Origin of the sequence: Vibrio sp. AND4 (assembly GCF_000171815.1) — a bacterium.
GTDB lineage: Bacteria > Pseudomonadota > Gammaproteobacteria > Enterobacterales > Vibrionaceae > Vibrio.
The window spans coordinates 1-12,742 of record NZ_ABGR01000043.1 but is presented as its reverse complement, the minus strand read 5'-3'; the positions used below and the strand labels follow the sequence as shown (position 1 = coordinate 12,742).

Below are 12,742 nucleotides of genomic sequence, written 5' to 3'. Positions count from 1 at the left end.
GCAGTATCAATGCGGAGCTGAAACCGGGTATTAATGGGGTACAACTGCTTGCTACATTACAGCCAACCGCCGCAGTTGCGGGGTTACCGCGTACAGAGTCGATGCAGTTTATTTTGAATAACGAGCCGTTTGCTCGCGGTTGGTATGCGGGTTCAATGGGATACATTAGCCATGAACGTGCGGAGTTTTGCGTCGCAATCAGAAGTGCGTTGGTTCTAAACGACCAATTACAACTGTTTGCTGGCGCGGGTATTGTTCCAGGTTCCATTGCTGAGCATGAATGGGCCGAGTTAGATAAAAAAATGTCGACGTTACTTTCTCTTATTTCAGACCTTCCGCCACTCGGGGTTGCGTCATGAGTATTGATCAAGCGGTATTGAATCGTATCTGGTCCGAAACCATCCTGACAGAACTGAACCGTTTTGGTGTCAATCACGTCTGTATTGCGCCCGGATCCCGTTCAACCCCTCTAACGGTAGAAGCAGCGGAGCACCCCAACTTCACCATTCACACTCACTTTGATGAGCGTGGCTTAGGTTTTATGGCTCTGGGCCTTGCCAAAGCGAGTAAAGAGCCTGTTGCCGTGATTGTTACATCGGGTACTGCCGTGGCGAACTTGTTGCCAGCGATTGCAGAAGCGAAACTCACTGGTGAGAAGCTGGTTATACTGACGGCAGATCGGCCTATCGAGTTGGTCGGTTGTGGCGCAAACCAAGCCATCAATCAATTGGGAATCTTTTCGGCGCACGTATCAGACAGTTTGAATTTACCGAGCCCGACGTTGTCTACACCACTAAACTGGTTGCTGAGCTCTGTTGATGAAGTGATGTTTACGCAGCGCTTAAGAGGCAGTGCGGTCCATATCAATTGTGCGTTCCCTGAGCCTTTGTACTCTGACACCCAAAAGAGTGTCTATCAGGGTTACCTTGATACCGTCGCAGGCTGGCGGGAAAGTAAAGTGACGTATTGTCAGCGTTTTAACCCGAAAACCAACAGCGCTATCCCAAGTTGCGGTGATAACAAAGGACTTGTGGTGATCGGCAGCCTGCCATTGATTCAAGCGCAAGCTGCTCGAGCCTTTGCGAAACAAATGGGATGGCCGGTACTGGCTGACCCACAAAGTGGTTTGAGTTCAGATTGGGCACACTTTGATTTGTGGCTGCAAAATCCTAGATTAGCTAAACAGTTGGATGGTTGCGATTTGATTGTTCAGTTTGGTAGTCGCATCATTTCCAAACGTTTTAATCAATGGCTAGATAAGCACGTATCTCGCAATCAACAGGGAGGAGATACGCAATATTGGTTCGTTTCTCCTCGGTTAGAGCGTGATAACCAGAGCCATCTACCGCAATGGCATTGGGTGGAGCAACCAAGTGATTGGGTTGAGCGAACGTCTCATTTCTCATCAGAGTATGCTGGTTGGGCCGATGAGTTGGCTGCGGACATTAAACAGGTCACCCAGCATGCCAAAGGTCTGTTTGTCTCCGATCCTAGAAGTGAACTGAGCGAAATTGCATTGGCTATTGATCTCGCCGAGCGTGCTCAAGGTGTGGATCTGTTCGTTGGCAACAGTCTGTTTGTCCGACTGATTGACATGTTTGGTAAGCTAGACAACACAGAAGTGTTCACTAACCGTGGAGCATCAGGCATTGATGGGGTGTTTGCTACTGCGAGTGGCGTACAACGCGCGCGTAACAACCCAATGTTGATGTTTATTGGTGATACTTCAGCTTTGTATGGCTTGAACTCATTGGCGTTGTTTACTCATAGCAAGTTACCTGCGGTGTTAGTGATCACCAACAACGATGGCGGAGCGATTTTTGACTTATTGCCTGTGCCTCCGGAGCATCGTGAGGCCTTCTATCAAATGCCTCACGGTTATGAGTTTGAACATGCCGCGAATCAGTTTGGTTTGCAGTATCGTAAACCCGACACACTCGCGGAATACCAATCTCTGGTTTCTGAACACTTTGCGCAAGGAAAAGGTGCATTAGTGGTCGAGGTGCAAACACCACCTTGCCAAGCTATCGAGCATCTCAAGTCCTTTAGTAAAAATTTGCATGCTCTATTCTGACTATTTCCCGGCAGCGGCAAAGCATCAAGGTAGGACTTTGCCTACCCTGGTTTTTTTGCACGGTTTACTTGGTAGTGGTAAGGATTGGCAACAGTGCTTAAATGCTCTGCCTCAGTATGACCGAGTGACGGTTGACTTGCCCGGTCATGGAAAAAGCCAAGTGATTTCTTGCAGCAATTTGAATGATTGCTGCAAATTACTCAATTCCGAACTATCTTTATTACTTCCTTCACAACAACCGCTTATTCTGATTGGTTACTCAATGGGCGGTCGTGTTGTTATGCACGGTCTTGCCAGCCGATGTTTTCCGGAACTCAATATCCGCGGAGCCATTGTTGAGGGAGGAAATTTTGGGCTACAAAGCGAGTCAGAAAGGCAAGCACGACTCGATAATGATTTACATTGGGCAAAGCGTTTTAAAACTGAGCCACTTGCCTGTGTTTTGAATGATTGGTACCAACAATTGATCTTTTCTTCACTAAACCATGAGCAAAAACAAACATTGGTGACGAAACGAAGTGCTAATCTTGGCCCAGCGGTTGCGGACATGCTAGTTGCGACATCATTGGCGAAGCAATCTTACCTGTTGCCTGCACTGCGGCGACAACAGGTTCCGCTGTATTACCTTTGCGGCGAAAAAGATAAAAAGTTTAGTCAGCTTGCTGAGACAAGCGGGCTGGCATATCGACAAATCGAGGGTGCTGGACACAATGTCCACCAAGAGCAACCACTTCGATTTGCGAGACAAGTTGATCAAATAATTCATTCTCACTTTGGGTGAGTGCAACGAGAACGATGGGAATCACCATGGCTAAAACAGTAGGCATTTCTGAAGAAGAACTTTACGCTCCGGCTCAGTGGAAAGATTGCGGCGACAAATACGAGGATATCCATTACCACAAGTCAGAAGATGGTATCGCAAAAATTACGATTGCACGCCCACAAGTGCGTAATGCGTTCCGCCCTCAGACGGTGAAGGAGATGATTGATGCGTTATCTGACGCACGTTATGACTCTGGGGTTGGCGTAATCATTTTGACAGGTCTTGGTGAAGACGCATTCTGTTCTGGCGGTGATCAGAAGATTCGTGGTGACTACGGCGGCTATAAAGATGACCAAGGTACGCATCACCTAAACGTATTAGACTTCCAACGTGATATTCGTACCTGTCCAAAACCAGTGATTGCATCCGTAGCTGGCTGGGCTGTGGGCGGTGGTCACGTACTGCACATGATGTGTGACCTCACGATTGCTGCTGACAACGCTCAATTTGGTCAAACTGGCCCTAAAGTAGGCTCTTTTGATGGTGGCTGGGGCGCCTCTTACATGGCTCGTATCGTCGGCCAAAAGAAAGCTCGCGAAATTTGGTTCCTATGTCGTTTCTACAACGCTCAAGAAGCGGTAGACATGGGCCTAGTAAACACCGTCGTACCACTAGCGGATCTAGAGAAAGAAACCGTTCGTTGGTGTCGTGAAGTTCTCCAACACAGCCCAATGGCACTGCGTTGTTTGAAAGCGGCATTGAACGCAGACTGTGATGGTCAAGCGGGTCTGCAAGAACTTGCGGGCAACGCGACCATGATGTTCTACATGACGGACGAAGGCCAAGAAGGTCGTAACGCATTTAATGAGAAACGTCGTCCGGACTTTGACAAGTTCCCTCGCAACCCCTAATCCGGCGAACAAGAGGTGCGGCGGTTCTCCTCTGTTTCGTTTTTCGTCCTGAGCGTCTTGCCCTCTGGGAGACTAGCGGGTTTTCTTGCTAAAAAGCTCAGAATTTATGGTAATACATAGGATTCTAAATTATGCGTAAAGCGAAGATTTATCGTTACTGTCTACCAATGGACAGTGGCGTAATACTGCGAGATAACAAGCTGACGGAACGCATAGGTTACATCGTTGAATTGGCTGAAGGCGATAAAGTCGGTCGTGGTGAAGTGGCTCCGCTGGTTGGTTTTAGCATAGAGGGCACTGAAGAAGCTGGCATACAACTGCAAGCGCAAGCAGAGCGTTGGGTAGCGCGCTTACCCTTGGATTACAACAACATGTATCCATCGGTCGCATTTGGGTTATCGATGGCTAAATTGGAGCTTACCGACGCTTTACCTGCACAAGGCCAATACCAAGTTGCCCCTTTATGTACCGGCGATCCCGATGACTTGATCCCTAAACTGAACGAAATGGAAGGCGAGAAAGTTGCGAAGGTCAAAGTGGGTCTATACGAACCGATCCGCGATGGTATGTTAGTGAACTTATTCCTTGAGTCGATCCCCCAATTAACGCTGCGTCTTGATGCAAACCGCTCATGGACCCCAGAAAAAGCACAGCAGTTTGCGAAGTACATCTCTCCATCATTACGCCAACGTATCACCTTCATAGAAGAGCCATGTCGCTCTCCGGGCGATAGCTTATCTTTCGCTATTAACACTGGCATCGCTATTGCTTGGGATGAAACACTACAGGATGCTGCTCGACGTGAAGACTTCAGTTTAGAAGACCTGACGGGAGTGAAATATATCATCATAAAACCCACTTTGATCGGCTCGGTTGATTTTTGTATTAAACTGATTGAGAAGGCGAAGACACTGGGCATTAAAGCAGTGATCAGTTCAAGCATTGAATCAAGCTTTGGCCTTATTCAACTTGCGCGTTTAGCACAGTGGCTGCTTCCGAATGAGATCCCTGGATTAGATACGATTGGCTTGTTTAAAGCGCAGCTAGAACAGGGCTGGCCGACGTGTGAACTTCCAATTGTTCCGCTCTCAGAGCAGGAGTTAGTGTGGCATTGTGCATAGATAACATGACGGTTTCACCATGGAAATATTGGGCTCAGGTGAGCCCTTTTTCTATTGCGCTTGAGACAAGCAACACATCATTCAACTGGCAACAATTAGTGGCGCATGTTGATCAGTACGTTTACTCTTTGCAACAGCAAGGTGTCGTCAGTGGGGACGTGGTGATGCTTGTCGGTAAAAACCAAGTCGAAACCCTGTGGTTTTATCTTGCTGCGCAGCAAATAGGGGCAGTCGCGGCGTTGGCCATGCCGCAGCCTTTTGATGCTCTTGCTAGTAAATTGACAACGTTGTACAAGCCAAATCAGCAACGTTTTGTGTGGTTTGCTGATGGTGTAGTTAGTGCTTACTCTGAGTCGCGGTTACCAGCACTTGGTCTCACCGCGTTATCTATACCCACCGAGCATGCTCATGGCAGCACGCCTAGTGAAGGTTATTCTCATGATACGTTAGCGTCTATCGTCTTTACTTCTGGTTCAACGGGCACACCCAAAGCGGTCGCGCATACTCATCGTCAGCATCTTGCTTCAGCTCAAGGCTTATTGAAAGAGTTCCAATTTAAACCACAAGATACATGGCTGCTTTCCTTGCCGCTATATCATGTGTCTGGCTTGGCAATTGTCTATCGTTGGCTATTTGCTGGAGCGACGCTTAAGATCGGGAGCGGGAATCTTACCCAAGACATTGTTGGCGTCTCTCACGCCTCTTTAGTTGCGACGCAGCTAAAGCGTTTACTGGATGATGAAGCCGAGGCGTCTCTCACACATGTTTTGCTGGGCGGTAGCCACGTCGCGCATGAACTCGCATTGAGAGCATCACAAAAAGGCATTGATACCTGGCTAGGGTATGGCATGACAGAAGCCGCTTCAACTGTGACCGCGAAGCGAATCGATGGCATCAGTAACGCTGGGCATCTATTGCCAAATCGCGCTATTAAGCTGGTGGGTCAACGTATCTATATCGGTGGACAAACGCTAGCAGTGGGCTATTTCAACCAAGGCGATGTCACTCCTCTATTGAACGAAAGCGGTTGGTTTGACAGCAAGGATCTCGGTGAGTGGCGAGGCAACGAGCTCAAGATCATTGGTCGAGCCGATAACCAATTTATCTCCGGTGGTGAGAACGTTCACTGTGAAGAGATTGAGGCCGTGCTCAATCAATTGGAAGGTGTATCTCAGAGCATTGTTGTGCCAGTAGAAGATGCGGAATTTGGGCATAGGCCAGTGGCGGTGATTCAAACGGATACCTTACTGAGTAAAGTGCAATACGATCAATTTCTAAAAAATCAACTGGAGAAGTTCAAATGGCCGATCAGGTATTACGCGATGCCTCAAACGTTGTTAGGTGGGGGGATTAAAGTCTCCCGCAAAGCAGTGAAAGATTGGCTGACAAAAGTACAAAACAATATCGATTTTTGATTTAGAACCACTAGGCCTTTACATCGACACCACGTCTGAAAACCACGTCATTCTCGCTGAACCAAGCATCTCAGGGTTACTTGGATATTAGGATAGTTGATTTTGCGATGAATTAGTCGAAAAGGGAATTTCGTATCTTTATAACTCTGAATCATAATTGTGCTCAAAGGTTAAGGAATAGAGCATAAGGTTCAGGATGATCAAATTAGCGTTAACTGCAGTGGTGTTATTACAAATCGGTGTTGCTGTTAGCACCGAGGGCTTAATGCGCTCTTTGGCTGAACTAACTGCCTTTCTGGTCACGATTGCTTTGGTGTTGGTACACAAAAGCAAAAATACGCAAAAATCAGAGCCAATCCAGCCAAATAAAATCAATCAAGGCTTAGCTGAAAAGTAGCCAAGCCAGTGAGGTGGTTGAAATCAATATCCATAGCGTCACGCCAAACATCAGAGGTTTTGCGCCTGCTGACTTAAGCTTGGATACGGAAATACTGCAGCCAATCAAGAACAGACAAACCACAAGGGCCTGCTTAGCAATGGTAAAGATGCCTTGATACACCACTTCCAATTGCGGGAAGAAATCGCTGAATGCAATTGCTGCGCAGTACCAGAAAATGAAGTAAGGAATCACTAACTTGCTTTTACCATCTTCTCCGTTGCCGCGAGAAAATATAACGGCACTAATCAGTGCGACAGGAATGATCCAAAGCGCACGAGCAAGCTTTAATGTTGTTGCTGTGGTCAGTGCTTGTTCACCGTAAGCAGAAGCTGCCCCCACAACCGACGACGTATCATGAATTGCAATTGCAGCCCAGGTTCCGAAGGTGTGTTGGTCCAAACCGAGCGCGTGACCAATCACAGGAAAGATAAACAACGCCAGTGAGTTCAGAACGAAAACGGTCGCGAGTGCTAACCCAATTTGTTCATCTTTGGCCTTGATGGCTGGGGCAACAGCGGCAATCGCGCTACCACCACAAATTGCTGTACCCGAGGCGATTAAGTATGCCGTGGTGCGCTCTAGCTTAATGGCTTTTGCGATCATCATGCCAATCACGAGCGTGCCCATAATAGTGGCGATGATAAGGCCAATACCGTCAGAGGTGACGGCGAGGGCTTGCTCAAAATGAATGCCGAAACCCAAGCCAATAATTGAATAGGACAGGAGCGACTTGGTGAAAGAGGCGATAGGAAATTCGCTTGGCACTAGGTTGAAACTCGCCAGTAGAAAACCAATTACGAGAGCAATAGGAGAAGACACAAAAGGAGTCAAACAAAACAGAAGTGCCAATCCAAAAGGAATATTCTTTGTATTCAAGGGTGTTGTTCGTCGTTATGAGCTAAAGCGTAAAGTATACAGCAACGCTTGAGGGCAGAAAGTAGAATAAATTGAATGTAGGTTCAGTAGAACTAAACATATATCCGCCATGTTGAGAATTTTGAAACCATTAAGCTTGAATCTAGCGCCAGCCACCGCGAAGCGCTCGTACTTTTTCAAACATGGCTTGTGCACTGGCTTGTTTTGGTTCGACAGGCGTGCCTGCTTCGATTTCTAACTTAGACCAGAAACGCGTTGGTAGCCCTTTACATGCGCGACCTTTTGCGCGGCTGAAATAGCTGCCCCACAAACCTTTTAGTGCCATTGGGATAACGGGGACTGGGCTACGGCGAAGGATGATATCGATACCGCGCATAAACTCATTCATCTCACCATCAGAGGTTAACCTCCCTTCTGGGAATATACAGACAATGTGCCCTTCATCCAGCGCTTTTTCTACCTCATTGAATGCACGTCGAATCGAGGTTCGGTTGGTTGCTGAGATAGGAATGACGCCAGCTCGGCGAAGAAATCGCCGTAAAAGAGGAAGGTTGGCGTAGTCCTCTTCCATTACAAATCGAATCAGGCGAGGGCAGACTGCACTTAACAATAAAGAGTCCATATAACTGACATGATTGCAAACGATCAGCGCACCGCCTTGTTCCGGAAGATGGTGTAGGTTTTTGTGTTTTACTCGGTAGATGGTGTGAGTGACCACCCACATGACAAAGCGGACGAAGAAGATTGGAATTTGGAGGAATATATAGGCAGCAACGAGTAAGTTGAGTATTGCCAGAAGCGCGAATAGGTGAGGGATGCTCATCTCGATCACGCTCAAGCAGACAATACCAAGAATGGCACTGCCGACCATAAATAGTGAGTTGAAGATATTCAAGCCTGCAATGACTTGTGCGCGTTCAGTCGCTCTTGCTCGGTGTTGCATTAGGGCGTAAAGCGGGACGATAAATAAACCACCCGAAATACCAATCATCAGCAGATAGCAGAACAGAGGCCAGAGCGTGTCATGGCTGACGAATTCGGTCAAAGTATGAAATAGAGGTAAGTCCGTCGGAATCGATGTCGCCATTAAGAAGCCGAAAATGGTTATCCCTAAAGCGCCAATCGGCACTATGCCTACTTCAATGCGATGATTTGACAACCAATTACAGGCCATAGAGCCGACAGCAATACCTACCGAGAAAAGTGCAAGCAGGAAAGAGACCGCACTCTCGGTGCCGTTCAAGTAGACCTTGGTGAAGTTGGGGAATTGAGTTAAATAAGCGGCACCTAAGAACCAGAACCAGCTAATTGCCATGATACATTGGAAGACGGTGCGATCAGATTTTGCAATCGCAAGCGTGCGTTTGGTTTGCTTGTATGGCTGCCACTTAAATTGAATCTCTGGTGCGCCCGCTTTGGCAAATGGAATCGCACGGCTTGAGAGGTAGCCCAGAACGGCGAAGATAACAACGCATAAAGCAGCAAGATATTTGGCATTGTCTGCGGATGCGATAAGACCAGCACCCAGCGTGCCGACTAAAATAGCAATAAAAGTACCGGCTTCAACTAAGGCGTTGCCCGGCACCAATTCTTTTTGATTGAGTTGCTGGGGTAGCAGTGCATATTTTACTGGGCCAAAAAAAGCAGACTGAGTACCCATTAAAAACAGAAGCAAAAGGAGTACGCCATAGCTTTCCGTGATAAAGCCAATCGCCCCAAGTAACATGATGCCTATCTCAAATAGCTTCACTTTGCGGATAAACCACGATTTCTCATACTTGTCTGCGAGCACCCCAGCGGATGCGGAGAATAAAAAAAACGGCAGAATGAATAAGCCTGCGGCTAGGTTGATAAACAGGTTGCTAGAAATTGGCAATGCACAGGAACCAGTAAAGGCCACAAACAGCAGCAGTACGTTTTTGAATATGTTGTCGTTGAAAGCACCAAAAAACTGAGTGACAAAATAGGGAAGGAACTTTCGTTGTGTAAGCAAAGACGACTGGCTGTCTGATGACATGAATAATCCTTTATTACCAGCTGATCAGGTAGTTTGAAATCAAGTTATCTATGAGCTCTTTACCATCAATGGGTTCGCTAGAAAAAAACTTATCATCGACGCTTAAAAGCGTGATTCCGTGCACCCCAGACCACAACACGCGACTTGCTTGCAGTACTTCAGATTCGGTACGGTGTGGTGCGATTTGCGCGAGCAGAGACTCCAACATACCTGTCATGCCATCGATGCGTTTTGCATGCCATTCTGGTAGCTCAGCACCATTCATGTTGTGCTCAAAGACCAGCTGCCAGCGATGTGGGTGCTTTTGAGCAAAGTCGTGGTAACAGTAGGCCAGCTCAGATAGGGCTTGATGGGCATCCTTACTCTGTTTTGTCGCGGCGGTGGCCTCTTGCTGCAGTTCATCAAGAGTTTGTGCAACAGCATGTAAGAGTAGTAGGTTGTAGTTGCCAAAGATATTGACAAGCGTGCTTGGTACGTAACCAATCATGTTCGCAATCTTACGCAGGCTGAGCTCGTGGTAAGAATTCTCGTCTAAAAAGTCTTTGACTGTAGAAAGTGTTAAGTTGATTAACTCTTCTCTGGTGTGATCGTTTCTGCGCGCCATAACTTAAAATTAAATATTGAACAACGTTCAATATGATAGTCAGCTACCGATTAAGCGTCAATAACGCAAATAAGACACAAACCCATAGGTTGGCAATATTCTGATACATGTCTTGCGGTAAGGGCGGTTTCATTGTTGTATCTGACGGAGTATGATGGCTAGGTATCATAATTAACATGCTACTAATATGACATGCTTAGTCATTGTGATGTTGAGAAGCATAATCAAATACTTATCGTCAATTTTAAGGATAACGATGAAACGTCTATTTTCGATTGCCGCCCTACTGATGTTTACCGTCGCTTTGACGCCTATCGCAGAAGCGAAGAAGTTTGGCGGTGGTAAGTCTTTCGGTAAGAGTTATAAAACGGCTCCGGCTCCTAAACAGCAGCAACAAAATACAAACACCATTGGTAAAGAAAAAAGTACCAAGTCGTCAAGCAAAAAAGGTTTGATGGGGGGACTACTTGGTGGTCTTCTTGCTGGTGGTCTATTGGCCGCATTCTTCGGTGGTGCATTCGAAGGTATCCAGTTCATGGATATCCTGATCATGGGTTTGATTGCGTTTGTTATCTTCAAACTGATGCGTGGCATGCTAGGTGCAAAGCAGGGCACTATGAATCAGCATCGTCAGCAGCCAGCATTTGGTGGCAACGCTTCTAAGTTCGAGCAACCAAACATGCAGAACTTCGAACAACAGCCAAACAGCGCTGGTACAGGTGGTTTTGGCAGCAAAACTGATATCCCTCACAATTACCCACCGGGTTTTGACCAAGCTGCCTTTGTTAACGGTTCTCGTGAGCACTACCGAACTTTGCAAGGTGCGTGGAACCACAACCAACTGCACACAATTGAAGAATACGTCTCACCAAGCCTGTTTGACGACTTGAAAGCAGAACGTGCGAAGTTAGATGGTGAGCAACACACTGATGTTATGTATGTTGATGCCGAAATCGTTCGTGCAGACTACGATGCAAATAAAGCGCAGCTTAGCCTACAGTTTAGCGGTCGTTACCGTGATTCAGTAGAAGGCGTAGAAGAAGATATCCAAGATATCTGGCACTTAGAGCGAGACCTAACGGTGCCTAATGCACCTTGGTTGATTGTTGGTATTCAAGGTTAATCACCACTAGCTTTCAATTTAGTCTTCAAAAATCTCGCTCTAGAGCGGGATTTTTTATGTCTGAAGATCAGAAGGTTCAGACAACTCGATATATGAAGAACAACGAAAGTTAAACGTAGTGGTAGAAGCCCTGTAAATCTCGCCGTTAGCCATAACACCAGTCATAAACAATGAAGGTCAGAAGACCGACTTGAGTGGCTGAATAAGTTTGACTCATACCAACGACAATAAGTGTTCAGGGTGAATGCAGTACAAACGTTTGAGAGTAAGACGAAAACCTTCGATAAGCCGGAATAAAGCAGAACGTTAAATGATGTTATTGAAGGGGATAGCAAGCTAGAGTAGGGATTTACCTACTTCGATAGGTATTTAACTGCGGGTTAAATTAAAAGGGAGCGGTATAGAACGAAAAAAGCCAGCTCAATGAGCTGGCTTTTCAATATGGTGGAGGGGGACGGATTCGAACCATCGAAGGCAGTGCCGGCAGATTTACAGTCTGCTCCCTTTGGCCACTCGGGAACCCCTCCAGGGTGTTTTTATACTTCAAAGAGTATACTTAAAAGTGAGTTTCCCAACCTGACTTTCAAGCTATTCTCATGTTTAAAGGAAAAACATAAGAAAGAATATGGTGGAGGGGGACGGATTCGAACCATCGAAGGCAGTGCCGGCAGATTTACAGTCTGCTCCCTTTGGCCACTCGGGAACCCCTCCAGGGTATTTTATACTTCAAAGAGTATACTTAAAAGTGAGTTTCCCAACCTGACTTCCAAGCTATTCTTATGTTTAAAGGAGAAACACAAGAAAGAATATGGTGGAGGGGGACGGATTCGAACCATCGAAGGCAGTGCCGGCAGATTTACAGTCTGCTCCCTTTGGCCACTCGGGAACCCCTCCAGGGTATTTTTTATACTTCAAAGAGTATGCTTAAAAGTGAGTTTCCCAACCTGACTTCCAAGCTATTCTTATGTTTAAAGGAGAAACACAAGAAGAATATGGTGGAGGGGGACGGATTCGAACCATCGAAGGCAGTGCCGGCAGATTTACAGTCTGCTCCCTTTGGCCACTCGGGAACCCCTCCAGGGTGTTTTCATACTTCAAAGAGTACACTTAAAAGTGAGTTTCCCAACCTGACTTTCAAGTTATTCTCATGTTTAAAGGAAAAACATAAGAAAGAATATGGTGGAGGGGGACGGATTCGAACCATCGAAGGCAGTGCCGGCAGATTTACAGTCTGCTCCCTTTGGCCACTCGGGAACCCCTCCAGGGTGTTTTTTATACTTCAAAGAGTATACTTAAGAATTGTTTTCCCAACACATCTCTCAAGTTCGGTGCGAATCATAGCAAACTCGCTCCGGCTGTAAAGCGTTTTTCTTACGTTTTCACGTCGAATGCTGCCTTT

At 46.7% G+C, this 12,742-nt stretch carries 11 protein-coding genes and 5 tRNA genes; 8 read left to right on the top strand and 8 right to left on the bottom strand.

Annotated elements, in window-relative coordinates:
* From AND4_RS17555 to AND4_RS17525, 7 genes are all read left to right on the top strand, one after another.
* Positions 1–359 (top strand): chorismate-binding protein (locus tag AND4_RS17555; protein ID WP_009844330.1); only part of this gene is annotated, 359 nt, incomplete at its 5' end.
* Complete coding sequence (gene menD / locus AND4_RS17550) at positions 356–2,074, top strand: 2-succinyl-5-enolpyruvyl-6-hydroxy-3-cyclohexene-1-carboxylic-acid synthase (protein WP_009844329.1); 1,719 nt, start codon at positions 356–358, stop codon at positions 2,072–2,074. The genes AND4_RS17555 and menD, both read left to right, overlap by 4 nt.
* A complete protein-coding gene (gene menH, locus AND4_RS17545; RefSeq protein ID WP_009844328.1) occupies positions 2,061–2,855 on the top strand; it encodes a 2-succinyl-6-hydroxy-2,4-cyclohexadiene-1-carboxylate synthase in 795 nt (264 codons plus the stop codon). Before menD ends, menH begins: the two co-directional genes overlap by 14 nt.
* A gap of 26 nt (positions 2,856–2,881) precedes the next feature.
* Positions 2,882–3,748 carry a 1,4-dihydroxy-2-naphthoyl-CoA synthase gene (gene menB / locus AND4_RS17540; protein ID WP_043991855.1) on the top strand — a complete coding sequence of 289 codons (867 nt, stop codon included), beginning with the start codon at positions 2,882–2,884 and terminating at the stop codon, positions 3,746–3,748.
* 131 nt (positions 3,749–3,879) lie between these two features.
* A complete protein-coding gene (gene menC, locus AND4_RS17535) occupies positions 3,880–4,869 on the top strand; it encodes an o-succinylbenzoate synthase (protein ID WP_009844325.1) in 990 nt (329 codons plus the stop codon).
* Entirely contained in the window at positions 4,854–6,284 is a 1,431-nt protein-coding gene (gene menE, locus AND4_RS17530) for an o-succinylbenzoate--CoA ligase (RefSeq protein WP_009844324.1), read from the top strand. The genes menC and menE overlap by 16 nt, the downstream gene beginning before the upstream one ends.
* 196 nt (positions 6,285–6,480) lie before the next feature.
* On the top strand, positions 6,481–6,681 hold the full coding sequence (locus tag AND4_RS17525; RefSeq protein WP_009844323.1) for a hypothetical protein: 201 nt from the start codon (positions 6,481–6,483) through the stop codon (positions 6,679–6,681).
* Here AND4_RS17525 and AND4_RS17520 read toward each other — a convergent pair.
* The 3 genes from AND4_RS17520 to AND4_RS17510 all read right to left on the bottom strand — a co-directional run bounded on the left by AND4_RS17520 (position 6,667) and on the right by AND4_RS17510 (position 10,220).
* Positions 6,667–7,572 (bottom strand): putative sulfate exporter family transporter, encoded by a 906-nt coding sequence (locus AND4_RS17520; protein ID WP_009844322.1) that lies wholly within the window; start codon positions 7,570–7,572, stop codon positions 6,667–6,669. The genes AND4_RS17525 and AND4_RS17520 overlap by 15 nt on opposite strands.
* Before the next feature lie 169 nt (positions 7,573–7,741).
* Entirely contained in the window at positions 7,742–9,616 is a 1,875-nt protein-coding gene (locus tag AND4_RS17515) for an MFS transporter (RefSeq protein WP_009844321.1), read from the bottom strand.
* 13 nt (positions 9,617–9,629) lie between these two features.
* Positions 9,630–10,220 (bottom strand): TetR-like C-terminal domain-containing protein, encoded by a 591-nt coding sequence (locus AND4_RS17510; protein ID WP_009844320.1) that lies wholly within the window; start codon positions 10,218–10,220, stop codon positions 9,630–9,632.
* Positions 10,221–10,476: 256 nt separating this feature from the next.
* On the opposite strand from AND4_RS17510, the gene AND4_RS17505 reads away from it, so the two are divergent.
* On the top strand, positions 10,477–11,343 hold the full coding sequence (locus AND4_RS17505; protein WP_009844319.1) for a Tim44 domain-containing protein: 867 nt from the start codon (positions 10,477–10,479) through the stop codon (positions 11,341–11,343).
* Positions 11,344–11,785: 442 nt separating this feature from the next.
* On the opposite strand, the gene AND4_RS17500 is transcribed toward AND4_RS17505, so the two are convergent.
* The 5 genes from AND4_RS17500 to AND4_RS17480 form a co-directional block, all read right to left on the bottom strand.
* A tRNA-Tyr gene (locus AND4_RS17500) sits at positions 11,786–11,870 on the bottom strand.
* Between the two features lie 99 nt (positions 11,871–11,969).
* Positions 11,970–12,054, bottom strand: a tRNA-Tyr gene (locus AND4_RS17495).
* Positions 12,055–12,152: 98 nt separating this feature from the next.
* Positions 12,153–12,237: transfer RNA gene (locus tag AND4_RS17490), tRNA-Tyr, on the bottom strand.
* Positions 12,238–12,336: 99 nt separating this feature from the next.
* Positions 12,337–12,421, bottom strand: a tRNA-Tyr gene (locus tag AND4_RS17485).
* A gap of 99 nt (positions 12,422–12,520) precedes the next feature.
* Positions 12,521–12,605: transfer RNA gene (locus AND4_RS17480), tRNA-Tyr, on the bottom strand.
* Between the last annotated feature and the right edge of the window lie 137 nt (positions 12,606–12,742).